The 24,493-nt window shown below is 74.2% G+C and carries 13 protein-coding genes; 5 read left to right on the top strand and 8 right to left on the bottom strand.

Annotated features, from left to right (window positions below):
- Nucleotides 1-146: 146 nt before the first annotated feature.
- The 3 genes from HTZ77_RS31855 to HTZ77_RS31845 form a co-directional block, all read right to left on the bottom strand.
- A complete protein-coding gene (locus HTZ77_RS31855; RefSeq protein WP_175593428.1) occupies nucleotides 147-9,764 on the bottom strand; it encodes a non-ribosomal peptide synthetase/type I polyketide synthase in 9,618 nt (3,205 codons plus the stop codon).
- Nucleotides 9,761-14,482, bottom strand: a complete 4,722-nt coding sequence (locus tag HTZ77_RS31850; protein ID WP_235995506.1) for a non-ribosomal peptide synthetase — start codon at nucleotides 14,480-14,482, stop codon at nucleotides 9,761-9,763. Before HTZ77_RS31850 ends, HTZ77_RS31855 begins: the two co-directional genes overlap by 4 nt.
- A gap of 532 nt (nucleotides 14,483-15,014) precedes the next feature.
- Nucleotides 15,015-15,737: a GntR family transcriptional regulator gene (locus HTZ77_RS31845; RefSeq protein WP_175593426.1), complete on the bottom strand. Its 723-nt coding sequence runs from the start codon at nucleotides 15,735-15,737 to the stop codon at nucleotides 15,015-15,017.
- Between the two features lie 107 nt (nucleotides 15,738-15,844).
- On the opposite strand from HTZ77_RS31845, the gene HTZ77_RS46775 reads away from it, so the two are divergent.
- From HTZ77_RS46775 to HTZ77_RS31835, 3 genes are read left to right on the top strand one after another with little or no spacing between them, the layout of a single operon-like run.
- Nucleotides 15,845-16,027, top strand: a complete 183-nt coding sequence (locus HTZ77_RS46775) for a hypothetical protein (RefSeq protein ID WP_235995504.1) — start codon at nucleotides 15,845-15,847, stop codon at nucleotides 16,025-16,027.
- Nucleotides 16,024-16,677, top strand: coding sequence for an N-acetylmannosamine-6-phosphate 2-epimerase (locus tag HTZ77_RS31840; protein ID WP_328808889.1), 654 nt, complete (start codon nucleotides 16,024-16,026; stop codon nucleotides 16,675-16,677). The genes HTZ77_RS46775 and HTZ77_RS31840 overlap by 4 nt, the downstream gene beginning before the upstream one ends.
- Nucleotides 16,678-16,706: 29 nt before the next feature.
- Entirely contained in the window at nucleotides 16,707-17,627 is a 921-nt protein-coding gene (locus tag HTZ77_RS31835; RefSeq protein ID WP_175593424.1) for an ROK family protein, read from the top strand.
- 125 nt (nucleotides 17,628-17,752) lie between these two features.
- Here the strand turns inward: HTZ77_RS31835 and HTZ77_RS31830 are convergent, their stop codons facing one another.
- Entirely contained in the window at nucleotides 17,753-18,622 is an 870-nt protein-coding gene (locus HTZ77_RS31830) for a polysaccharide deacetylase family protein (RefSeq protein ID WP_175593423.1), read from the bottom strand.
- A gap of 181 nt (nucleotides 18,623-18,803) precedes the next feature.
- Here HTZ77_RS31830 and HTZ77_RS31825 point away from each other — a divergent pair, with 181 nt between their 5' ends.
- Nucleotides 18,804-19,820 carry a helix-turn-helix transcriptional regulator gene (locus HTZ77_RS31825; RefSeq protein ID WP_175593422.1) on the top strand — a complete coding sequence of 339 codons (1,017 nt, stop codon included), beginning with the start codon at nucleotides 18,804-18,806 and terminating at the stop codon, nucleotides 19,818-19,820.
- 7 nt (nucleotides 19,821-19,827) lie between these two features.
- Here HTZ77_RS31825 and HTZ77_RS31820 read toward each other — a convergent pair whose 3' ends face one another.
- The 3 genes from HTZ77_RS31820 to HTZ77_RS31810 all read right to left on the bottom strand — a co-directional run bounded on the left by HTZ77_RS31820 (nucleotide 19,828) and on the right by HTZ77_RS31810 (nucleotide 22,992).
- A complete protein-coding gene (locus HTZ77_RS31820; RefSeq protein ID WP_175593421.1) occupies nucleotides 19,828-20,373 on the bottom strand; it encodes a hypothetical protein in 546 nt (181 codons plus the stop codon).
- Nucleotides 20,374-20,440: 67 nt separating this feature from the next.
- On the bottom strand, nucleotides 20,441-22,240 hold the full coding sequence (locus HTZ77_RS31815; RefSeq protein ID WP_175593420.1) for a PQQ-binding-like beta-propeller repeat protein: 1,800 nt from the start codon (nucleotides 22,238-22,240) through the stop codon (nucleotides 20,441-20,443).
- The gene (locus HTZ77_RS31810) at nucleotides 22,234-22,992 is read right to left on the bottom strand and encodes a hypothetical protein (RefSeq protein ID WP_175593419.1); all 759 of its coding nucleotides are present in this window, start codon (nucleotides 22,990-22,992) and stop codon (nucleotides 22,234-22,236) included. Before HTZ77_RS31810 ends, HTZ77_RS31815 begins: the two co-directional genes overlap by 7 nt.
- A gap of 354 nt (nucleotides 22,993-23,346) precedes the next feature.
- On the opposite strand from HTZ77_RS31810, the gene HTZ77_RS31805 reads away from it, so the two are divergent.
- Entirely contained in the window at nucleotides 23,347-23,517 is a 171-nt protein-coding gene (locus HTZ77_RS31805) for a hypothetical protein (protein WP_175593418.1), read from the top strand.
- Here the strand turns inward: HTZ77_RS31805 and HTZ77_RS31800 are convergent.
- Nucleotides 23,514-24,425 (bottom strand): diacylglycerol/lipid kinase family protein, encoded by a 912-nt coding sequence (locus tag HTZ77_RS31800; protein WP_175593417.1) that lies wholly within the window; start codon nucleotides 24,423-24,425, stop codon nucleotides 23,514-23,516. The two genes, HTZ77_RS31805 and HTZ77_RS31800, sit on opposite strands and share 4 nt — an antisense overlap.
- Nucleotides 24,426-24,493 lie beyond the last annotated feature (68 nt).

Here is a 24,493-nt window from a genome sequence, read left to right as displayed (position 1 = left end):
AGAACTGGGAACCGAAGGCGTCGCCGAGGGCCAGACCCAGGAGGGAGGCCGTGGCTCGCGCGGGAGGATGAGCGGACATCTCCCGGCATCCAACCGCATCTCCCGGTACGGCACCAGCCGTACCGGGAGAACGGGAGGACGCGTGGTCAGGCGACGAGCTGCTTGTCGGCCTGCTGCTGGATCTCGTCCTTGTCGGTGATGATCACCGCGTCCGGGATCGCGTCGGGCAGGTCGTCCTCCAGGTGGCGGACCGGCCGGTAGCGGAAGGCCGCCAGGCCGATCAGCACCGTCACCGCGCCCGCCACGATGGTCAGCAGGCCGATGCCCCGCCCCTGAGCGGCGCCCGCGATGGGGTCGAAGACGTGCTCGACCAGCGGCCCGGCCAGCAGGAAGCCGACCGGGACCATGGCCCAGCTGAGCATCAGGTTGGTGGCGATGACCCGGCCCTGCAGGTCGAGGCCGACCTTCTGCTGCACGATGGAGAACCAGTGCGCGTTCAGCAGCGCGGTGAGCAGCCCCACCAGGAACAGCCCGATCGCGGGGAACACCGGATGGGGCGCGATCCCGATGATCGCGAAGGCGACGCCCAGGGCCATGAAGCAGCCGAGGATGCCGTGCGTGCGGCGCGCCAGGCCGCCCGTCAGCGTCATGATGAGGCTGCCCACCACGAGCCCGACGCCGCTCATCGAGAGCGCCAGCCCCAGGCCGCGGGCGTCGGTGAGGCTGAGCAGCAGCGGCGTGGACAGGACCTCGACCATGGCGAACGGGAAGTTCAGGAACGAGGTGAACAGGATGATCGCCAGCAGGCCGTGCCGGCGGGAGATGTAGCGCCAGCCGCCCGTCACCTCATGCCAGAACGGCTCCTCCCGCTTCTTGAACAGCGTGTCCGGGAAGCGGACCGCCAGGGTCACGGTCACCGCGAAGACGAACGTGGACAGGTCGATCACGACGATGCCGCGCAGCCCGATCATGGCCATGAGGGCCCCGCCCAGCAGCGGCGCCAGGACGGTTCCCGCCGCCTGCCCGAGCTGCGCCAGGCCGTTGGCTCTGCCGTAATAGCGTTTGGGCACGAGCTGGGCCACGGCCGCCATGTACGCGGGCTGGTGGAAGGCCGTCGAGACGGCGCCGACGGCGACGATGGCGTAGACGTGCCAGAGCTGGAGCCCGCCCGTCCAGAGCAGGGCGGCCAGCGCGATGGAGGCGCACCCCGCCGCGGAGTCGGCGGTGATCATGACGAGCCTGCGGTCCAGCCGGTCGGCCACCGCTCCGGCGATGGGCGCCAGCACGACGGCGGGCAGCAGCGCCATGACCGACACGATGGAGAACATCATGATCGACTGCGTCTGCTGGTAGACCCACAGGCCCAGGCCGAACGTGGTCAGTCCCGTGCCCATCAGCGACACGAGCTGGCCGAGGGCCACCAGGAAGAACGTCTTCAGGCTGGGCTCCCGGCGACCGGCCGGCGGCGCGGCCGCCACGGGGGCGGGCGCGGGGACATCGGCGTCGGCGTCGGCGCCGGTGAGGATCTCGGCCAGTTCGGGCGCCTGGTGCTTCTGGAAGTAGTGGCCCGCCTTGGGGATCACCTCCAGTGACACCGAGTCGGAGAAGGCCTCCCACTCGCGGTAGCGCTCCTCGTACAGCTCGGTCGCGCGGTCGTTCTCGCCGACCACGCACACGAGCGGCGCCGACAGCTTCTCGATGGGGTTGTTGTAGAGCTCGGTGTAGTAGTCCTCGCCCTCCTGGGTGTCGTGGAGGAAGACGCCCATGATGAAGTCGCGCTCGGCGGGGTCCAGCGCCTCGGTGAAGAAGCCCATGGCCCGCAGGAACTCCAGCGCCTGCCGCTTGGAGGTCCACCGCTCCATCGGGAAGACCTTGCGCATCCAGGCGAACGCCTTGCCGGGCAGGCGGGGGGCGGGGAAGTGCCCGCCGATGACGACCTTGACCAGGTCGACGCCCTCCTCCTCCAGCCGGCGCGCCAGCAGGGTGGTGAGCGCGCCGCCCATGCAGTGGCCGTACAGCGCGACGGGCCCCTCGACCTGGTCCTTGATCTCCTTGACGCAGCCCTCGACGAGCTCGTGGAAGGGCACGACGGGCTCGCCGGGGTTGCCGGTGTCGTGGCCCGGCGGCTCCAGCGCGAGCATGGCGACGTGCTCGGGCATGGCCGCGGCCAGCGGCTGGTACGTGATCGCCCCGCCGCCCGCGAACGGCACGCAGACCAGGGTCAGCGAGGCCGCGGAACGCGGAGGCGTCAGCTCGTGCAGGAGCCCGCCGCCCCGCGACGACGACCCGTCGAGCGTCGCGAACGCCCGGATCGTGGGGTGCTTGAACAGGTCCAGCACGGTCGCCTGGATCCCCGAGTCCCGCACGGCCCGCACGGCCTTGAACGAGTCGCCGCCCATCGCGAAGAAGTCGTCGTCGATCCCGATGCCGGGCACGCCCAGGATCGCCGACCAGAGCTCGACCAGCCTGACCTCGGCCGGCGTCCGCGGCGCCGCGCCCTCGGCGCGCGCCTGGCCCACCGGCTCGGGCAGCGCCTTGCGGTCCACCTTGCCGTTCGGGGTGAGCGGCAGGGTGTCCAGCGGCACGAACGCCGACGGGATCATGTAGTCGGGCAGCTTGCGCCGCAGGTGGTCCCGCCAGTCGTGCTCGGCGCCAGGGTCGGTGACCAGGTAGGCGGCGATGCTCTTGTCCTCGTCCGAGCCGCGCACCACCACGGCCGCCTCGCGGACCGCGGGATGCGCCAGCAGGAGCGACTCGATCTCGCCCAGTTCGATGCGGTAGCCGCGGACCTTCACCTGCCCGTCGGCCCGGCCGAGGAACTCGATCGAGCCGTCGGCCCGGCGGCGGGCCAGGTCACCGGTGCGGTACAGCCTGGCGCCGTCCCGCCAGGTGACGAAGCGCTCCGCGGTCAGCTCGGGCTGGCCGAGGTAGTCGCGGGCCAGGCCGTCGCCGCCGATGTACAGCTCGCCGACCACGCCGGTGGGGACCAGGTTCATCGCGGTGTCGAGCAGGTGGATCCGGGTGTTGGCGATCGGGTGGCCGATCGTGATGGGCCCGTCGGTCACCCGGGTGAGCGTGGACCAGATCGTGGTCTCGGTCGGCCCGTACATGTTCCACAGCTCGGCCACCCGTCCGCGCAGGTCGGCGGCCAGGTCGGCGGGCAGCGCCTCGCCGCCGCACAGTGCCTTCAGGGTCGGCTTGCCCGACCAGCCCGCCGACAGCAGCAGCCGCCACGTCGCCGGGGTGGCCTGCATGACCGTCGCGCCGTCCAGCAGGGCGGCCAGCCGCACCGGGTCGTAGGCCGCCTCGCGGCCGGCGATCACCACGTGGCCGCCGACCGTGAGCGGCAGGAACAGCTCCAGCACCGAGATGTCGAAGGCGAACGTGGTGACGGCCAGGAGCGTGTCCTCGCCGGTCAGGCCGGGCTCGCGGCTCATCGAGGTGAGGAAGTTGACCACCGAGGAGTGCTGGACGCGCACGCCCTTGGGCCGTCCGGTGGAGCCGGAGGTGTACAGGACGTAGCAGAGGTTGTCCCGCGTGGCCGACGCGGGCAGCCGTCCGGCCTCCGCCGCGGGGAAGCCGTCGTCCGTGAGGATCAGCTCGCCCTGGAAGCCGGTGTAACGGTCGGCCAGTTCACGCTCGGTGACCAGGACGCCGATGCCGGAGTGGCCGATGATGTAGTCCTGACGATCCTGCGGGTACATCGGGTCGAGCGGCACGTACGCGCCGCCCGCCTTCAGCACGCCGAGCAGGACGACCAGCATCGTGGCCGACCGCTCCAGCGCGACGCCCACCAGCGTCTCGGGGCCCACCCCGGCCGCCCGCAGGCGCCGCGCGACCCGGTCGGCCCGCTCGTCCAGCTCCCGGTACGTCATCGAGACGCCCTCGAAGGTGACGGCCACGGCCTCCGGCGTACGGTCGGCCTGGGCCTCCACCAGCTCGTGGATGCACCGGTCGGGCACCTCGACGTCCTGGCTGTCGAGCTGCTCGGCCAGTTCCTCGCCGGTGAGCAGGGCCAGGTCGGACAGCGGGGCCATGGGGGTCGCGACGATCCCGGAGAGCAGGGTCTCGTAGTGCCGCAGCAGCCGCTCCGCGGTGCCGGCGTCGTAGAGCGCGGTGTTGTACTCCAGGCGGCACAGCAGCTCGTCGCCCTGCTCGTAGACGTAGAGCACCAGGTCCACCTGGGCGGTGCCGGTCTCCACGGCCCGCTCCGCGACGGCCAGCCCGGCCATGTCGAGGTCGCTCTTGGGCAGGTTGAGCAGGTTGAACAGCACCTGGAAGAGCGGGTTGCGCGACAGGTCCCTCGGCGGGTTGAGCTCCTCCACCAGCCGTTCGAACGTCACGTCCTGGTGGGCGTACGCGCCGAGCGCGTACGCGCGCACCTGCGCCAGGAGCTCCGTGTACGGCAGGTCGCCGTCCATGGTGGCCCGCATGACCAGGGTGTTGATGAAGCAGCCCGCGATGTCCTCGACCTCGGGGCGGGTGCGGCCGGCCACCGGGGAGCCGACGCAGATGTCCTCCTGGCCGCTGTAGCGGTACAGCAACGCGTGGAGCGCGGCCAGCAGGGTCATGTAGAGCGTGGCGCCGCGCTCCTGGCTCAGCCGCCGCAGCCCCCCGGCCAGATCGGCGGGGAGCGCGTGGACGGCGACGGCGCCCTCGAAGGTCTGCATCGGCGGGCGCGGCCGGTCCGTGGGCAGGTCCAGGCTGTGCGGGACACCGCGCAGCCGCTCCGTCCAGAAGCCGAGGTCGACGGCCTGCTCCCGCTGCCAGCGCGCGTAGTCGCGGTACCTGACGGCCGGTTCGGGCAGCGTCCGGCCGTTGTACAGCGCCGCCAGCTCGGTGCGCAGCAGGGTGATCGTCCAGCCGTCCACGACGATGTGGTGGAAGGCGAGCGACAGCACGTGGTGGTCCGGGGCGAGCCGCAGCAGCCGGGCCCGGAACAGCGGGCCGTGCGCCAGGTCGAACGGCCGGGCCGCCTCCTCGCTCAGCGCCCGCTCGGCGTCGTCGCAGTCGTCGACCGGCAGCGGCACCTCGCCCGCGGGCAGCACCACCTGCTCCGGCTCGCCGTCCGGGGCGCGGAAGACGGTCCGCAGCGACTCGTGCCGGCGCACCAGCTCGCGCAGGGCGTCGTGCAGCCGCTCCGCGTCCAGCTCGCCCCGCAGGTCCAGCGCCGTGGCCACGGCGTAGGCGGCCGATCCGTGGACCTGGTCGATGAACCACATGCGCCGCTGGACGAACGAGACGGGCGCGGGACCGGGGTCCTCGACCACCGGGATCAGCTCGCGGGCCGGCGCGGAGGCGGCGGCCGGGACGATCTCGGCGGCGGGCGCGGGGACGACGGCGGGGACGGTCTCGCGGGCGGGCGCCGCCGCGGCGACGAGCGCCCGCTGGCCGCCCAGCGTCGGATTGTCGAAGATCGCCTCGATGGGCAGGCCGAGACGGGAGGCGAGCTGGGTGGCCACGAGGGAGTCGCCGCCCAGGTCGAAGAAGTCGTCCTGGGGGCTCGCCGGCGCGATGCCGAGCACGTCGTGCCAGGCGATGGCGACCGCGTCGGCCTCCTGGGACGCCGCCTCACCGAGCGGCGTCGCCGCGGGAAGAGGCGCCGGGGTCGCCGCCGTGACCTCGAAGCGCCGGGTGCGCGGCTCCACCCAGTAGCGGCGCCGGTCGAACGGGTACGTCGGCAGCGGCACCCGCCTGCCCGGCGGGGCGAACGCCGCCCAGTCGATGTCGGCGCCGTTCACCCACAGCCGCCCGACGCCCTCCAGCAGGGCGGCCGGCCCGCCGTCCGGCTCGGTGAACGGGGCGATCGCGGCCTGGCCGCCCTGGCGGCGGACCAGGGTGGCCAGCGTGCGGCCCGGCCCGACCTCGACCATCGCGGCGTCGGCCTCCACCAGCACGCGGGCGCAGTCGGCGAAGCGCACGGTCTCCCGCAGGTGGCGCACCCAGTACGCGGGGTCCTTGGTCTCGGCGCCGGACACCCAGTCGCCCGTGACGTTGGACAGGTACGGCAGGTCGGGAGTGCCGAGCCGTACCGCGGCGACCTCGGCGGCGAAGGCGTCGAGCACCGGGTCGAGCATGGCGGAGTGGAAGGCATGGGAGGTCCGCAGCGCCCGGCAGGCGACGCCCCGCCCGGTCAGCCGCTGCTCCAGCTCGGCGACGGCCCGCTCCGGTCCGGCCACGACGCACGTCTCGGGGGTGTTGACGGCCGCCAGCGAGAGGTCCTCGCCGAGCAGCCCGGCCACCTCGGCCTCGGGCAGCGGCACGGCCAGCATCGACCCGGGCGGCAGGCCCTGCACCAGACGGCCGCGCGCCGCGACCAGGCGCAGGGCGTCCTCCAGGGTGAAGACCCCGGCCAGGCACGCGGCGACGTACTCGCCGATGCTGTGACCGGCCATCATCGCCGGGCGGACCCCGCGCTCCATGAGCGTGCGGGCCAGCGCGTACTCCGTGACGAACAGCGCGGGCTGGGTGAGCCGGGTCTGGTCGAGGTCGCCGGCCTCGCCGTACAGGGCCTGGCGCAGGTCGAGGCCGAGGTACGGCTCCAGGACGGCGGAGCAGGCGTCGACCGTGGCGCGGAAGACCTCCTCCGACCGGTACAGGCCCGCGCCCATGCCCCGCCGCTGCGCCCCCTGGCCGGGGAAGAGGAAGGCCACCTCGCGCCGGTGCGACACGCCCGTGACGAGCTCGGCCTCCAGGGCCGAGCGGTGGTCCTCGGCGACCAGGACGCCGCGGTGGCGGAGCTGGCGGCGGCCGTGCCGCAGGGTGGCGGCGACGTCGCCCAGGTCGGTGTCCGGGTGCGCGCGCAGGTGGGCGCGCAGCCGGGTGGCCGACTCGGTGAGCGCCGCCTCGCCGGCGGCCGACAGGACGAGCAGGTGGGGGCCCGCCGCCGGTGCAGCGGGTGCCGGGGCCGGCGCCTCGGGCGCCTCCTCCAGCACGACGTGGGCGTTGGTGCCGCCCATGCCGAAGGCGCTGACGCCCGCCCTGCGCGGCCCCTCGCCCCGCGGCCATGCGGCGCGGGTGGTGGGCACGTGGAACGGGCTGAAGTCGATGCGCGGGTTGGGCGTGGCGAAGTTGACCGTGGGCGGCAGCGTGCGGTGCTTGAGCGCCATCACGGTCTTGATCAGCCCGGCCATCCCGGCGGCGGCGTCGGCGTGGCCGATGTTGGACTTGACCGAGCCGAGCGCGATCGGCCGGTCCCCGGTGAAGACCTGGGAGAGCGCCGCGACCTCGATGGGGTCGCCGAGTGCGGTGCCCGTGCCGTGCGCCTCGATGTAGCCGATCGAGCCGGGCTCGACGCCGGCCGAGGCCAGCGCCGCGGTGATGACCTCGGCCTGGCCGTCCACGGCCGGCGCGGTGTAGCCGACCTTCCGGGTGCCGTCGTTGTTGACGGCGGAGCCGCGTACGACGGCGTGGATGGTGTCGCCGGCGGCGAGCGCGTCCTCCAGCCGCTTCAGCACGACGACGCCGACGCCGCCGGCGCCGATCGTGCCCTGCGCCTCGGCGTCGAAGGGCCGGCAGTGGCCGTCCGGGGAGCCGATGCCGCCGCTCTGGTAGAGGTAGCCGCGGCGGGTCCAGGCGTTGACCCGGACCGCCCCGGCCAGGGCGACGTCGCAGTCGCCCGCGATCAGGCTCTGCCTGGCCAGGTGGAGGGCGACCAGCGAGGTCGAGCAGGCGGTGTTGACGCTGATGCTCGGCCCGCGCAGGTCGAGCTTGTAGGAGGTCCGGGTGGGCAGCGAGTCCTTGTCGTTGCCGAGCATGACCTGGTACGCGCCCACCGCCCTGAGGACGTCGGGCGCGGCCAGCAGGTTCTCGATGTAGTAGGTGCTCATCGCCGAGCCGGCGAAGACGCCGATCCGTCCCGTGACGCGGTCGGGGTCGCAGGCCGCGTCCTCCAGCGCCTCCCAGGCGGTCTCCAGGAACAGGCGCTGCTGCGGGTCGAGGATCTCGGCCTCGCGCGGGGTGAACGCGAACAGCTCGGCGTCGAACAGGTCGATGCCGTCGAGCACGGTGCCCGACCGGACGTAGGCGGGGTCGGCCAGCAGGGCGGGGTCCTCGCCGTCGGCGAGCAGCTCCTCGTCGGTGAAGTCCTGGACGGCCTCGACGCCGTCGCGGATCGCCGCCCAGAACTCCTCGGGCCCCGTGGCGCCGGGGAAGCGGCAGGCCATGCCGACGATGGCGAGCGCGCCGGAGGCGGGCGCGCCGGTCGTCGTGGCCGCCTCCCGCGCCGGGCCGTCGGGGCTGAGGAACGCGGTGAGCGAGGCGACCGTCGGGTACCTGAACAGGTCGGTGACCGTGAGGCTGAACCGCTTGCGCAGCCGCTCGTGCACCTGCAGCACGAGCAGCGAGTGGCCGCCCACCTCGAAGAAGTTGTCCTCGGGGCCGAAGGAGGAGGTGCCGAGCGCCTCGCGCCACGCGCGCGTGACGAGCCGGGCGACCTCGTGGCGCGGCGTGTCCGCGGCCGTCTCCCCGCCCGTCCCGGCGGGGGACTCGTCGCCCTCCATGGCGCCGGCCAGCACCTGCCGGAGGTCGGCCACCAGGCTGCTGATCGTGCCCGGGTGGAACAGGTCCGTGTTGTACTCCACGAGCCCGTCCAGGGTCTCGCGGACGCCCACGGTGAGGTCGAACTTGGCCGTGCGCTCGGGGATCTCCACGGGGGTGACCGTCAGGCCGGTCAGCTCCAGCTCCGCCGTGGCCTCGGGCAGCATGTTGAACATCGTCTGGAACACCGGGCTGCGGTCCAGGCGGCGCTCGGGGTTGAGCTCCTCCACCAGCCGCTCGAAGGGCATGCCCTGGTGGTCGTGGGCGTCGAGCACCGCGTCCCTGACCCGCTCGACCACCTCGGCGAACGACGGCTCGCCCGACAGGTCGGCCCGGATGGCCAGGGTGTTGGTGAAGAACCCGATCAGGCCCTCGAACTCGACCTCGCCGCGGTTGGCGATGGGCGTGCCCACCACCAGGTCGCGCTGCCCGGAGCGCCGGGAGAGCACCACGAGGTAGGCGGCGAGGAGCACCATGTACGGGGTCGCGCCCAGGCTCCGGCAGTACGCCCTGAACTCCTCGCGCGGGAGGTCGAGGGAGAAGGGCAGCTCGGCGCCCGCGTACGTCTGGACCGGCGGCCGGGGCAGGTCCGCCGGCAGCTCGGTGATCGGCGGCGCGCCCGCCAGCGCCTCGCGCCAGTAGGCGAGGTCCTCGCTGTGGTCCTCGCCCCGCTGCCGGATCGCGTAGTCGGGGTACTGCCGGGTCAGCGGCGCCAGCTCGCGGCCGTCGTAGAGCGCGCTCAGCTCGCGGCGCAGCACGTCGAGCGACCAGGCGTCGGCGATGATGTGGTGCAGCGTGAGGTGCAGGACGTGCCGCTCGGGCCCCTCGCGCAGCAGGTGCGCGCGGATGAGCGGGCCGGTGGTCAGATCCATCGGCGTGCCGTCCACGGCGTCCGCCGCGTCCGCCAGCGCGACGGTGAGCGAGTCGGCCACGATCTGGTACGGGCCGTTTTCGTCCATGGCGAACGTGGTGCGCAGGCTCTCGTGCCGGGCCACCAGGGCGTTCAGCGCGCGGTGCAGCGCCTCGCGGTCGAGGGGCCCCTCGATGCGGAAGGCGAGCGGGATCAGGTAGTGCGCGGCGCCCGGCGCCATCCTGTCGAGGTACCAGGCGCGGAGCTGGGTGAACGACATCGGCAGCCGGTCGGGCCTGGACCGTGCGGTCGCGGCCTGCTGCTTCTTCTTCCGTAACGCTTCCAGGAGCTGGCGCTGCTGGTCTGACAGACTCATTGGGGACCTTCCATCGACCGCAGCAGGGCTTCGGCCTCGTCGTCCGAATACGCCACGACCATGAGATAGAGCTCCGCGGCAGCGTCCACGTCGGGCGACGTGAGCTGCGCGGCGAGCTCGGCCACGGTCGGGTGGGAGAACAGGGTGCGCAGCGGGACCCGCACCTCAAGCGCGTCGCGCAACCGGGTGGCGATCTGGGTGGCGTTGAGCGAGTGGCCGCCCAGCTCGAAGAAGTCGTCGTGCCGGCCGATCCGCCCGCCCAGCACCTCCTGCCAGACGGCCGCGACGACCTGCTCCAGCGGGGTGGCGGGGGCGGCGAAGGCGCGCGCCCCCTGGCCGGGGTCCGGCAGGGCGTGCCGGTCCACCTTCCCGGAGGGGTTGACCGGCAGGGCGTCCAGCGGGACGAACGTGCTCGGCACCATGTACTCCGGCAGCCGCCCGGACAGGTAGGGCCGCAGCTCGGGGGCCCCATCGGCGGACGCGCCGGCGGACGCGTCGGCGACCACGTACGCGACCAGCCGATCCTCGCGCGCCATGACGAACGCCTCGCGCACGGCCGGGTGCCCGGCCAGCACCGCGGCGATCTCGCCGGGCTCGACCCGGTAACCGCGGATCTTGACCTGGTCGTCCGCGCGGCCCAGGAACTGGATGTCCCCGGCCTCGTCGAGGCGGGCCAGGTCGCCGGTCCGGTAGAGCCGGCGACCGTCCCGCCAGGTGATGAACCGCTCCGCGGTCAGCTCGGGCTGGCCGTGGTAGCCCCGGGCCAGGCAGGCGCCGCCGAGATGCAGCTCGCCGGGGACGCCGTCGGGCGTCTCGTGGCCCAGGCGGTCGAGGATCAGCGCCTGGACGCCCGTGACCGGCCTGCCGATGGGCGGCAGGCGCGGCCAGTCCTCGGGCGGGCCGGTCAGCGTGTGGGCGATGTCGATGATCGCGCCCTCGGTCGGCCCGTACTGGTTGTGCAGCGTCATCCACGGCCTGATGAACCGTTCGAGCTGCGGGGTCACCTGGAGCTGCTCGCCCGCGGTGATCACCTCGCGCAGCGTGGCGGGCGGCTCGACCCCGGCTCCGGCCAGCGACTGCAGGGCCACGAACGGCAGGAAGATGCGCTCCACCCGGTTGCGGGCGATGTGGTCGAGCAGCGCGGCCGGGTCGCGCCGCACCTCGTCGCTGACCATGACGAGCGTCCCGCCGTACGCCCAGGTGCTGAAGATCTCCTGCACCGAGACGTCGAAGCCGAGCGCGGTGAACTGCAGGCTCCGGTAGGCCCCGCTGTGCCAGGCCATGAGGTTGGCGACCGGGCGGTGCGGCATCGCCACGCCCTTGGGCTGTCCGGTCGAGCCGGAGGTGAACAGGATGTAGGCCAGGTCGTCGGGGCCGGCGCCGCCGTCCGGCCGGTGGTCGGGCCGGCCGTCGAGGTCGGTGTCGACGTGGACGGGCCGCTCGTGCGGCAGGCCGCCGGCCAGCGCCCGGTGCGTCACCAGGACCGGAGTGTCGACCCGGCCGAGCACCTGGGTGAGGCGTCCCTCGGGGTAGGAGGGGTCGAGCGGCACGTACGCGCCGCCTGACTTGAGGATCCCCAGGATGGCCACGGGCAGGTCGAGCGAGCGGCGCACGTGCAGGGCGACCGGCACCTCCGGGCCCACGCCCAGCTCGCGCAGCAGGTGGGCGAGCTGGTTGGCGCGCCGGTCGAGCTCGGCGTAGGTGAGGACGGCGCCCTCGAACTCGACGGCGACCGCGTCGGGCGTCCGGTCGGCCTGCCGCTCGAAGAGCCCGTGCAGGGTCTGGTCGGGACCGCGGCCGGCGGGGCCGTGGTCCCGGGTGAGCAGCGCGGAGACCGGCGCGGCCGGGTCGGCCGCCACCTGCTCCAGCACGCGCACGTAGTGGCCCAGCAGGCGCTCGGCCGTGGCGCGCTCGAACAGGTCGGTGGCGAACTCCAGGCTCATCTCGCGCCCCTCGGCGTACAGCACCAGGTCGGCCTTGGCGCCGCCGTTCTCCACCTCCTCCAGCATCCGGAAGGTCACCCCGCCGGCCCGTCGCGCGGCCGGGGGCTCCTGCATCGCGAACATCACGTCGAAGGGCGGCCGGCCGTCCGGGCAGAGCTCCCGCACGATCTCCTCGAGCGGGACGTCCGTGGGCGTGGCGAGGACGCCGGCGCGCACGCGTGCCAGCAGGCGCTCGAAGGACGGGTCGCCCTCCAGGCCGGTCCTGATCGGCAGCGTCTCCACGAAGAACCCGATCGCGGCGTCCGCGCCCGGCGCCTCCCGGCCGGAGAACGGCACGCCCGTCACGATGTCGTCCCGGCCGCTGTAGCGGTGCAGCAGGGCCTGGAACGCCGCGAACAGCACCATGAACGGGCTGGCCTGGGCGCGCCTGCCCAGCGACTCGAGCTCGGTGAGCAGCCCGTCGGGCAGCGTGGCCCGCACCCGGCCGCCGCGCCGCGACGGGCCGGACGGTCCCGGGCCGTCGGCGGGCAGCCCCAGCCGCTCGGGCGGCGACTCCAGGGCCCTGCTCCAGTACGACAGGCCGTCCGCGCCCCGGGCCCGCCGGTGCGCGCCGGTCGGCGCGGGCAGGCTCTCGCCCGCGTAGAGCCGCGCCAGCTCGTCCAGGAAGACCCCGGCGGACCAGCCGTCGAAGGCGATGTGGTGGACGTTCACCAGCAGCCGGTGGCTGTCGTCGGCGAGCCGGAGCAGCAGCGCGCGCAGCACGGGGCCGGTGCGCAGGTCGAAGGGGTCGCGGGCGGCGTGCTGGGCGAGCGCGGTCGCGCCGCGCGGGGTGGCGTCCATGACCTTCAGCGGCACGGTCACCGCCGGCTCCACCACGGGCACCGGCTCGCCGTCGCGCTCCTCGTAGCGGGTGCGCAGGGGCGCGTGCCGGCGGACGATCTCGTTGATCGCCTCCTCCAGGCGCCCGGTGTCGAGGGGGCCGTCCAGGGCGTACAGGATGGGCACGTTGTACTGCGCGCCGGGCGCCACCTGGTCGATGAACCAGAGCCGGCGCTGCGCGGGCGTCAGCCCGCCCTCGTCCGGGGCCGCCGCGGCCGTCGGCGGCAGGCCGTCGACCGCGCGGGCCAGCTCGGCGACCGTGGGGTGCTCGAAGAGCATCCGGGGCTCGACCGGCCTGCCCAGCCGCTCGCAGGCGCGGGCGGCGATGCGCATCGCCAGCAGCGACTGGCCGCCCAGGGCCAGGAAGTCGTCGTCCGCGCCGACCGTCCCGGCGTCGAGGACGTCCTGCCAGATCTCGGCGAGCGCCACCTCGGTCGGGGTGCGGGGCGGGGTGGTGGAGCGGGACTCGCGGACCGGGTCGGGCAGCGCGGCGCGGTCCACCTTGCCGTTGCCGGTCAGCGGGAGCGCGTCCAGGAACACCCACGCGGTGGGGATCATGTAGTCGGGCAGGAGCCGGCGCAGGTGGACGCGCATCTCCTGCTCGGTCGCCGTGCCCACGACGTAGGCGACCAGGTCGCGGCCGCGGACGGCGGTGGTGACGGCCCGCACCCCCGGGTGGCGGCCGAGCACGGTCTCGATCTCGCCGAGCTCCACCCGGTTGCCGCGGATCTTGACCTGGTCGTCGAGCCGTCCCAGGAACTCGAACTCGCCCGCCTGGTTGCGGCGGGCCAGGTCGCCGGTGCGGTAGAGGAGCCGGCCGTCCTGGTCGCGGACGAAGCGCTCGGCCGTGAGGTCCGGCAGGCCGAGGTAGCCGAGGCCGACGCACACGCCGCCGAGATGGATCTCGCCCTCCTCGGCGGGCCGCATCTCCTCGTCCAGGAGGTGGACGGTGACGCCGGGCAGGGGCGTGCCCAGCGCGGGCGGGCGGCTCCGGTCGTCGCGGGGCGCGACCTCGCCGGCGATCGCGTTGACCGCGCACTCGGCCGGGCCGTACAGGTTGACCAGCTTGAAGGGCAGCCCGGGGCGCGGGTAGGTGGTGAGCCGGTCGCCGCCGGTGCTCAGCGTCGCCAGCCGGGTCCGCGCGGGCCAGGACAGGCCGAGCAGGCCCTCGGCGATGGGGGTGGGCGCGTAGCAGGTGGTCAGCTCCTGCTCGACGATCCAGTCGCGCAACGCGGGCAGGGAGAGCCTGATGCGCTCGTCCGGGATGACCATCGTGGTGCCCGCGGTCAGGTACATCCAGATCTCCCAGACCGACGGGTCGAAGTTGGGGCTGGTGAGCAGCGGGGCACGGCCGCCCAGCCCGAAGGTCTCGTGCGACCACCCGATGAGGTTGGCCAGCGCGCGGTGGGGGACGAGCACGCCCTTGGGGGTCCCGGTCGAGCCGGAGGTGTGGACGACGTAGGCGAGGTCGTCGGGCCCCGTGTCGGGAAGGGGCGACGCGTCCGCCTCGGTGAGGGCGTCGATCACGGGGACGCCGTCGGGCACCAGGGATCGCCACTCCGGCGCGGTGACCACGGCCGCGGCTCCCGCCAGCATGGCGCGGATCCGCTCCGCCGGGGTGGCCGGGTCGATCGGCGCGAAGGCGAGGCCCGCCTTCATCGCGCCGAGCTGGCCCGCGACCAGCCGGATGGAACGCTCCGAGAGCACGGCCACCCAGGGCTGCCCGCTCGTCGTGAGAGAACGCAGCTGCACGGCGATGCCGTTCGCGAGGCGGTCCAGGTCACTGTAAGTGAAGTGATCTTGACCGGCCGAAATGGCGATCCTTTCTGGGATCTCGCTCAGCCGGTCCTGGTAAAGCCGCAGAACAGATGCGAAAGGTGATGCATCTGACGTCATTGTCGCGCCTGCCGATTGTTGAGTTGTTTGCGCCGTTTTCGGCACGCCGCGGATCAGGATGATTGATCACCACACCGGTGTCAACCCTCCCGCGATCACTCCGCGGGCTCCTCCAAGCGGCCCGCAAGACAGGCGCCATCGGGCTCCAAGAGCGGCGCCTCAGGAGTGCGCTGGACCCGGTCGATGCTCACGCAGCGTGAAGTCGATCTCGAAGGAGCGGTTCCAGGGGGACGCCACGTCCTCGCTCGTCCAGCCCGGGCCGAAGCCGCGCGGCCCTCCTCGGCCACCCGGGCCCCGGCGGCGAGGATCTGCCGGCGGGCGCCCGCCCCGGCGGGCAGGTTCTCGCAGGCGGCGACGACGTCCAGCCCGGCCGGGCCGCCAGGACCGCCCCGACCTCGTCGGCCCCGGGTACATCGGCAGCGCGCCCGCCGGATCGAGCGCCCGCGCCCAGCGCCGCAGCCACCCCTGCTGGACCGAGCCCGCCGAGTGGACGGCAACACCCGCCTGCCCGCGCTGCTCGCGGTGGCACTTCCTACTGGGGGTCGCGGTAGATGGTGAGCTGGTAGGAGTAGCGATCGCCCCGGTAGAGCGAGTCGGCGCGCTCGACGGCCCGGCCGCGGGCGTCGAAGCCGATGCGCTGCACGAGGAAGGCCGGCGAGAACGGCGGCGCGTGGAGCGCCCGGGCCTCGTCCGGGTCGAGCACGGTCGCCTTGATCGTCTGCTCCGCCCGGTGCAGGGTCAGCCCGTAGCGGGCCGACAGCGCCTCGTACAGCGAGCCGTTCAGCTCCGGCTCCAGGTCGCCGGGCACGAGCTCGGCGGGCAGGTAGCTGTGCTCCAGGCACATCGGCTCGTCGTCGGCGGTGCGGACCCGGCGGATGTGCAGGACCTCCGACGACGGGCTGACCTGAAGGGCGTAGCCGATGTCGGCGCCCGCCGGGATCCGCTCGCAGCTCACCTCCAGCGACCCCGGGCGCAGGCCGCGTGAGCGCATGTCCTCGCTGAAGGAGGTCAGCTCGACGGACTTGTGGATGCGCGGCTCGCTGACGAACGTGCCCGAGCCCTGCACCCGGTAGACCCGTCCCTCCCGTTCGAGCTGGTCCAGGACGCGCCGCACGGTGAGCCTGCTGACGGAGAACTCCTCGGCCAGGCTGCGCTCGGTGGGCAGCCGCGCGTGCGGGGCCAGCTCGCCGACCAGCAGGTCGACCAGGTGCCGGCGCAGTTGATCGGACTTGGCCGGGGGGCGTTCCGTCGTCATGGCCCAGGAGTCTAACCAAAAATTGGTGTACTCCAATATCTTGACCTTGCTAGGAGGTCCGGTCTATACCCATCACAGCAGTCCCGGCATTTTCCAAGGAGCGAGCCATGAAGATCGTCAAATTGGGCATGCCCGCAGCGATCGGTCCGCACGCCTTCTTCGCCGAGCACGACGTCGCCTGGGGGCCGCTGACGGCGGCCTGCGTCATGTTCACGCTGCCCGCCCTGCTGATCTCCATCCTGGCGCGGCGCCACTTGGTCGGCGGCATCTCCACGGGGGCGCTCAAGTGAACCGGCTGCGCGGCGGCCTGATCGTCTCCTGTCAGGCCCCGGAAGGGCACCCGCTTCGCGACCCGGAGGTGATCGCCCGCCTGGCCGAGTGCGCCGCGCTGGGCGGGGCCGCAGGGCTGCGGATCAACTCGGCCGAGGACGTGGCCGCGGTGCGCGGGCGTACGGACCTGCCGGTGATCGGACTGCACAAGATCAGGCACGGCCACCGGGACGTGATCACGCCGACGCTGGAGCACGCGGCCGGGCTCGCCGAGGCCGGCGCCGACATGATCGCCGTGGACCTCACACCCGAGACCCCCGGACCGGGGCTGAAGCTGATCGAGCGGATCCACGCCCTGGGAGTGACCGTCATGGGGGACGTCTCGACCCTCGGCGAGGGCCTGGACGCCTGGGAGGCCGGCGTGGACATGGTCGGCACCACGCTGTCCGGCTACACCGCGCGCCAGCTCCCCACGCCGCACGACCCCGACCTCCACCTCGTCGGCGCGCTCGCCGCGCGCGGCGTGCGGGTGATCGCCGAGGGCCGCTACCGCACCGAGCAGCAGGTACGGCAGGCGTTCGCGGCGGGCGCGTGGGCCGTGGTGGTCGGCGGCGCGATCACCGACCCGATGTCCATCACCCGGCGGCTGGCCGCCGCCGCGCCGCGATGACCCGGCCCGCGCCGGCCACCGGGGCCGCCGTGACGACCCCGCTCGCGCCGGCCGTCGGGGGCGCCGCGAGGACCCCGCTCGCGCTGGCCGTCGACATCGGCGGTACGAAGATCGCGGCCGGTCTCGTGGCCCCGGACGGCACCCTCCTCGAACGGCGCAGGACCGCGACCCCCGCCAGGGGGCCGGAGATCCTGCGGGCCGTCGCCGAGCTCGCCCGGCCGCTGGCGGAGCGGGCCGCCGTCTGCGGCGTCGGCACCGCCGGGAACGTCGACCCGCTGGGACGCATCGCCTCGGCCACCGGCCTGCTCACCGCCTGGGCGGGCACCGACGTCAAGGCGGCGGCGGAGCGCGCGTTCGGGCTCCCGGCGCTCGTGCTCAACGACTGCCACGCCGCCGGGGCCGCAGAGGCGCGCGCCGGAGCGGCCCGCGGCGCGCGCACGGCGCTGGTCGTCGCCGTCGGGACGGGCATCGGCGGGGCGGTCTGCGTCGAGGGCCGGGTGCTGACCGGCGGCTCCGGCACCGCGGGGAGCATCGGCCACCTGCCCGCCCCGGCCGAGGCCGGCGTCCGCTGCTCGTGCGGGGCGCTCGACCACGTCGAGGCGTACGCGTCCGGCCCGGCCATCGAGCGCGCTCACCGGGAGCGGACCGGGCAGGCGCTGCCCCTGACCGAGATCGGCCGGATCGGCTCTCCGGTCATCGGCGACGCGGCGAGGCTCCTGGGCCGCGTGCTCGCCGGCGCCGCCAACCTGATCGACCCCGACGTGATCGTCATCGCGGGCGGGGTCTCGATGCTCGGCCCGGCGCTGCTCGGCCCCATGGAGGCCGCCTACCGTGCCGAGGCGCTGCCGGGCCCGTCCGCCGTCCCCCTCCTCCCGGCCCGTCTCGGCGAGGACGCGGGACTGGTGGGCGCGGGCCTGGAAGCGCTGTCCCACCTGGAGAAGGGCCCGTAGCGGGCCTGGCGAGGGGCCCGTCACCGGGCCCGGAGAAGGGATCGTCATGCGCCGTGTCCTGGCGCTGTCATCTGCCGGCCGACCAGGGCGTGGTCGAGGACATGCGGGCCGTCCCGCCGGTGCCGTCAGGAGGGGTGCCGGCGGGGCGCCGTACGGGTGTAGTGCTCGGCGATCTCGTCGCTCGTCGTCAGCCACACGCCGGGGTGGCCGGCGACGTACTCCAGCGCCTCGCCCAGATACCGCGCGCGGAACGCCTGGCCGATCACGAACGGGTGCAGCGCCAGCGCCATGACCCGCCCGCTCTCGGCCGACTCGGCGTACAGGCGGTCGACCTGGTCCTTGACCATCTGCACGAACGCCTCGCCGGTCATGCCGTGCATCGTGAAGATGCCCAGGTCGTTGAGTTCGAGCGAGTACGGCACGCTCAGCATCCCGGGCACGTTCAGCCGGTACGGCTGGTCGTCGTTCGTCCAGTCCAGCACGTAGCCGAGGCCGAGCTCGGCGAGCAGCGACGGCGTCTGGAACGTCTCGGTGAGGGCGGGCCCGAGCCAGCCGCGCGGCCGTTGCCCGGTGGCCTTCTCGATGGTCTCGACCACCTCGGTCAGGTAGGCGCGCTCGTCGGCGACGTCGGCCTGGAGCGTCGAGTTGTTCTTGCCGTGGGCCAGCCACGCCCAGCCGCGGGCGTTGCCGGCCTCGATGATCTGCGGGTACCGCTCGCACACGTCGGCGTTGAGCAGCACGCTCGCCCGGATGCCGTGGCGGTCGAGCTCCTCCATGACCCGCCAGATCGCCACCCGCGGCCCGTAGTCGCGCCAGCCGTAGTTCAGCGGGTCGGGCACGAGGGCGGCCGTGGCCTCGTTGAGGCTGGTGGACGGGCGGTCGATCGTGAAGTGCTCGACGTTCAGGCCGACGTAGAAGGCGACGCGGGCGCCGCCGGGCCACCGGATCGGCTCGCGGTCGATGATCGGGCGGTAGTCGTACAGCTTGTTCTCCATCGGGTTCCTCTCCGAGGTCGCGGGCCCGCGGATCGCGGGCTGTCGCCACGGTAGGGATCCGCGCCCCCGTGGGAGGAGGGCCGAAGACGTCACCGGGGGGGCCCAACGCGCCACGACATTGCGACATATCGGGCTTTTCCGGTAGTCATCTCAAGAGCCACATCTTGAGAGCAGGCCGTCCATGGTTCACGACAGCACCGTTTCGCCCCACCTGACCCGCCTGCTGGTCCGCGTGGGGCTCGCGACCGGCCTGGACCCGGCGCGCCTGGCGGGCGTCCCCGGGCTCGCCGTCCTGGACGACGACGGGATCCGCATCCCCACCGCCACCATCCTGCGGATCTGGGAACTGGTCTCCGGTCCTGAGTGGGAGGCGGCCTCCGGCACCAGCCGGGTCATGGAGCTGTGGCGGCCGGGCGGGCTGGGGGCGTGGGACTACCTGTTCGCGGTCTCCGGCACCCTGGAGGACGCGTTCCGCGTGGCCGGCGGCCTCTTCGCGGCCATCGCCGACCCGGCCGACCGGCTCGTCGTCACGCGCGACGACGACGGCGGGCTGACGGTCCGCTGGCAGGACCCCTACACCGACCACCCGGCGTACCCGATGATCGCGGCGTTCACGCCGTACATGCTGCTCACGCTGGCGAGCTCGGGCGCCGGGCGGCGGCTCACCCCGGTGCGGGTGCGGCTGCCGCACCGGACGCCCGCCGCCGGGAGGCCGGGCGAGCTGTACAACACCGGGCGCGTCGAGTTCGAGGCCGGCCCTCCGTCGATCACGTTCGCCGAGGAGGACGCGGAGGCCCTCCTCCCGCGCGCCGACCCCGCGCTCGCCGCGATCCTGGCCGACCACGCGCGGCTGTCCACCGCGGCGGCCCGGCCGGTGCTGGGCTGGCTCGACCGCTTCCACGCCGCCCTGGAGGCGGCGGTCGCCGACGGGCCGCCCGGCCTCGACCAGGTGGCCCGCCGGCTGGCCATGAGCCCGCGCACGCTCCAGCGCCGCCTGCGCGAGGAGGGCACCGGCTGGAGGGAGGAGCTGGAGAGGCTGCGGCAGCGGCGGGTGGACCGCCTGCTGCGGGAGACCTCGCTCAGCGTGGACTCCATCGCCGCGCGAGTCGGCTTCACCGACCCCCGCGCGCTGCGGCGGGCCATCCGCCGCTGGTACGGCCACGGGCCGGCCGCCATCCGGTCGAGCGGCCCGTCCTAGCGCGTGGTCAGTTGACGCAGTCCTGCGTGTGGAGGGCCAGCGCCATCTCGTAGACCTTGCCCTTGTGCAGCAGGAACGAGTAGTAGGCCCCCGGGTTGCCGGCCACGTCGACGTACGGGTAGCCGCTCGCGGCCGTCTTCAGCCGGGGATAGAGCTTCTTGATCTGCGTGTACGTGGAGCCGATGCCGATGCCCTCGGGCGTCCTGGCCCCCTGGGGAGCGAAGATCAACGCCACGCCGCGCTTCTTCGAGATGTAGAGCCCCACGGCGTCGTGGCCGACGGGGTGGGCCTTGAGCTGCCAGCTCGTGCAGCTCGGGGAGTCCTGCCCGCGCAGGCGCGAGATCTTGCCCGTGGCCGCGGCGGCCTTGGCGCTCATCCGCAGCTTGACACCCCCGTAGCCGGAGGGACCGAACGTCTCGCGGGCGGCGGTGTGCGCGGCCGGGGTGCCGGTGGCCTCGGTGGCGGCGTGCGCGGCGGCGGCGGGGCCGACCAGGGCCAGGCCGGCGGCCAGGAACGTTCCCAGCGCGACGCGAGCCGTCGTGTGTTGGATCATGCCTGGTAAGACGACCGGACCCGCGCACCGGTTCACGCGCCGGGCGAGGATCTTTCCGGCGCGCGGGTCACGGCGGGCCTGCGGAGGTCGCGGCGCGCAGGTTGTCGCGCAGCCGGGGGCCGAGCAGCCGCACGGCCGCCTCGGAGCGGGTCATCAGCCGTGCGACGACCGGGCCGGCGACGACCAGGGCGTGGAACTGCGTGCCCGCAGGTGTGCCGAGCCCGTGGAAGTGGACGTCGGGCTCGCCGCCCGGGAGTGCCCTGACGCCGGCGTCGGCCTTCAGCCGGGCGGTCTCGGCGGCGAACAGCTCCCGCGCCTCGCGGGCCGAGGGCGCGACCCACTCGACGGAGACGAAGACGACGGTCCCGTCGTCCGCGGACGGGATCCAGTCGCAGGCCACCTGACCGGGCGCCGCCGTGCCCGCCGTGCCCGTCGTCCCCGCCGTGCCCGCCGTGCCCGTCGTCCCCGCCGTGTCCGCCGCTCCCGGCGGCCGCGGGAGGCGCGGTCCGGGCGTCCGGGGGAAGGCGCGATGGCCGCCGCCGAGAGGGGCCAGGTCCGCGGCGGTGAGGAGGCGGCAGGCGTCCGGCCAGCGCGACGCCGCGACCGCCCCCAGGGGCGCGGCCCGGGGCCGTTCCTCCCGCACCAGCCGGTACGCGGTGACCCGGGCGGCGGGACCGTCACCGCCGAGGGTCTCGGGAACGGGGCCGAGCACGAACGCCAGACCGCCGGCCACCCCCACGAGTTCGGCCATCGCGTGCGGGACCGGCAGCGGGAGGTCGGCGGTCTCGCCGGTCACGGCGTCGACGGACGTCAGGTGCGCCGGGAGCGGCCAGGTGAGCCCCAGCGTCCGCCCCATGACGTCCATGGCGACGAACGTCCTGCCGTCAGCGAAGAGGGGCCCCGCCGCGCCCGTCCGGCGGGTCCGGAGCAGCCGCCGGCCGCCCGGGTCGAACTCCTGCGTGACCACGGACTCCGGCCGCCCGTCGGGCGCCGCGGGGGCGAAGGAGTGGGCCAGCACGCCCCCCGTGGTCACGACGCGAGCCTCCGGGGCGGGGGAGAGGACGCCCGGCAGCGGCCGGCCGTCCGGCGCGTACAGCAGCGAGGTCTGGTTGATCCGGACCAGGACGGAGCCGTCGGCGGCCCCCTGCACCTCCGTCGCCATGCCCTTCTCGGCGCGGTCGCCGGGCGGCGTCGTGTACGGGAGCGCGCGTTCCCAGCGCGGCCGGCCGGTGGCCGGGTCGATCGCCGACAGCCGCAGTGCCTCTCCCGGGCAGCCGCTGAGCAGCGCCACCGCCGCGCCCGCCGCCGCGATGCTCGTCGCGCAGCCCGGCCGGACCGGCACGCCGCCCGCGCTCGTCCCGCGCCGCAGGTCGTACAGGTCCAGGCGGGAGGGGCGCGCGATCGCGACACCGCGCGGCGTGACCTCGGCGTGCTCCTCGTCGCCCGCGACGTACGTCACCCACAGCGGGGCGGCCGTCGGCAGGTCGTACGCGGCCAGGTAGCTCTCCGCTCCGTAGTCCGACGTGGCGCCGCGCTGGACGACGAGCGTGTCGCCGGCGACCCAGATCCGGCGCGCGTTCCCGGAGCCCTTCGGCCGGATCCGGGACCGGATCAGGCCGGTCCCCGCGTCCATGACCACGACCGGACCCCGTCCCAGCCCCAGAGCCACGACGCCCTCGGACGCCCCGGCCACGTACTCCGCGACGGGGTCCCGCCAGAGGCCGCCCGGGCCCTGCGTGAGGGTCGTGGACCAGACCGCCCGCCACCCCACGGCCCGCCGCGTGCCGTCCGCCGAGTCGGAGGCCGGCGCCAGGCACACCGCCAGGGCCGCGGCGAGCGACGCCGCCACGGCCCGGGCGCTCAGCACGCGTTCCCTTCCGCGCGCCGGCAGACCGCGGGAGGCTCCCAGCCGTCGGCGGGTGAGGTGCGGTAGACGGCGCGGTACGCGCGGGACCGGGCGGTCAGGCGGAACGGCCGGCCGCCCGGCGCGGTGATCCGCAGTTCCTCGGCGTGACCGTCGCTGACGACCGTGGCCACGAACTCGAACTCGTAGAACCCCTTCGTGGTGGCGGCCGTGATGCTCAGCGTCGCCCGCTCGCCCCTGACCAGGTCGATCTGCCGGGTGGAGAAGTACGGGACGCGGGGGTCCTTCTTCGTGGTCAGGCGCGGTACGGGCCGGTCGAGGTCCGCGACCACCTCGATGGCGGGCGCCTCACCCGCGCTCGACGGCGTCAGCAGGGCGGCGTCGGACGGCGGGGCGCTGCTGAGGACGCGCGGCCGCACGTCGGCGATGCGCAGCCCCGCCCGGTTGCCCTCCAGGACGACCGTGATCTGCATCCGTCCGATCCCGGCCGCCCGGTAGCGCTCCAGGAACGCCGCGCGCTGGGCGGCGTCGGGCCGTCCCAGCAGGATCGCCCGGTCCTGGAAGGCCGTCACGGGCTCGCGCAGGGCGAGGTCCAGCCCGTCGTTCTGCAGCATGACGTACGCGACGGTGACGGGAGGGGATCCGCCGAGCCCGTCGAAGGCCGCGGGGCCGAGGGAGTTGAACCAGCCGGTGAACACGACACCCGACGCGGTGCCGATGACGGCGGCGGCGATCCCGGCCACCCAGGCGATCACCGGCCGGCTCCTGCCGGCCGCGGCGGGCTCGGCCGGCTCCTGCTGCGGCTCCTGCTCCGGCTCCTTCGATGGCGTCGGCTTCGGTGAACCCGGCCTCGGTGGAACCGCCTGCGGTGGCGCCGGCTTCGCCGACGCCGGGGGCGGGTTGACCGCGTTGCCCCGTTTCCTGCCGCGCGTTCGTGCCACGAGCGACCCTCCAGCCCAGGGACATGGCGGCGCGACCGGACCACCGGGGGAGGCGGAAGGGCTCGCCGCGTGGCTTGAGGCGAACGTACCTCGCGGACGCGGCCTCCGGACCCGCAAAAGGCGATCTGCACGAGGAACGCCGGCGGGATCACCACCAGCGCGGCGAAGGTGGCGGCGAGCACGACACCGGCCGAGGTGATCACCCCGCCGGTGGTGACCAGGAGCACCGGCGTCGTCAGCGAGCGCAGCAGGCGGTTCAGCCCGGAGGAGCTGCGCACGGCGCCCGCCTTCCTCGACGCCATGAACGACGAGCTGATCGCGCTGCGCGACACCCCCTAGGACGTACGGGCGTCCTCGGGCGTGCGGGCGTCCTCGGGCAGGCAGAGGGTGAGGGCTCCCGGCACGGCCTTGGCCTTGAGGCGGGTGGTGGGCTCGCGTTCGCCGCCGTCCAGCTCGTACGTCAGGGGCGCCCCGAACCGGGCCGACACCTTCCTGGCCCGGGTGATCCGGACGAACGGCGACTCCTCGGAACGGCCCGCGGCCATCTTGCCGAGCACCCGGGCCCACTGGATCGGCCCCTTGGCCGTGGAGACGCCCACCTCCAGCCAGCCGTCGTCGGGCCGGGCGTCGTCGAAGGCGTCGACGCCGCCGGCGATCGTGCTCACGTTGCCCAGCAGCAGGCAGCTCGCCTTGCCCTCGAACCAGGTCGTGCCGTCCACCTTGATCTTCATCGGCACCAGCGGCCCGCCGACGTGCCGGACCGCCGCCTTGACGTAGCTCAGCTTGCCGAGCCGCCTCTTGGCCTGCCCGTCGGCGTCGGCGATCATCTCGGCCTCGAACCCGGCGCCCGCCATCACCGCGAAGTGCTCGCCGTTGAGCAGGCCCAGGTCCAGCTTCTCGCGGCGGCCGTGGAAGCCGATCCGCACCGACTCCTCCAGGTCGATGGGGATGCCGAGGTTGTTCGCGAACAGGTTCGCGGTGCCGGCCGGCAGGATGGCCATCGGCACGCCGGAGCCGGCCATCGCGTCGGCGCAGCGCTGCACCATGCCGTCTCCACCCCAGACGAACACCAGCTCGGCGCCCTGCTTGAGCGCCTTGCGGACCTTCTTCGGCGCCTTCCTGCTCTTGGGCACCTCGTACCAGAGCAGGTCGCCGACGTTCTGTTCGGTGATGAGCACGCGGAGCCGGTCCAGGCCCGCGCCCAGGATCTTCTTGCGGTGCGCCACGACCGCCACGGTGGGGGACATGCCACCGGCACTACCCGCGCCGCGCCCCTTCAGGCAGGAATCATCGGCCGCCGACGGGGTAGCCGTCG

Source organism: Nonomuraea montanisoli (assembly GCF_013363975.1).
GTDB lineage: Bacteria > Actinomycetota > Actinomycetes > Streptosporangiales > Streptosporangiaceae > Nonomuraea > Nonomuraea montanisoli.
The sequence above is the reverse complement of the archived record's forward strand: the minus strand, read 5'-3'. Positions and strand labels throughout refer to the sequence as shown.

Coding starts and splice junctions, on each gene's coding strand:
- HTZ77_RS31855 (WP_175593428.1), bottom strand. CDS start 9,764: ATGAGTCTGTCAGACCAGCAGCGCCAGCTCCTGGAAGCGTTACGGAAG.
- HTZ77_RS31850 (WP_235995506.1), bottom strand. CDS start 14,482: ATGACGTCAGATGCATCACCTTTCGCATCTGTTCTGCGGCTTTACCAG.
- HTZ77_RS31845 (WP_175593426.1), bottom strand. CDS start 15,737: ATGACGACGGAACGCCCCCCGGCCAAGTCCGATCAACTGCGCCGGCAC.
- HTZ77_RS46775 (WP_235995504.1), top strand. CDS start 15,845: ATGAAGATCGTCAAATTGGGCATGCCCGCAGCGATCGGTCCGCACGCC.
- HTZ77_RS31830 (WP_175593423.1), bottom strand. CDS start 18,622: ATGGAGAACAAGCTGTACGACTACCGCCCGATCATCGACCGCGAGCCG.
- HTZ77_RS31825 (WP_175593422.1), top strand. CDS start 18,804: ATGGTTCACGACAGCACCGTTTCGCCCCACCTGACCCGCCTGCTGGTC.
- HTZ77_RS31820 (WP_175593421.1), bottom strand. CDS start 20,373: ATGATCCAACACACGACGGCTCGCGTCGCGCTGGGAACGTTCCTGGCC.
- HTZ77_RS31800 (WP_175593417.1), bottom strand. CDS start 24,425: ATGTCCCCCACCGTGGCGGTCGTGGCGCACCGCAAGAAGATCCTGGGC.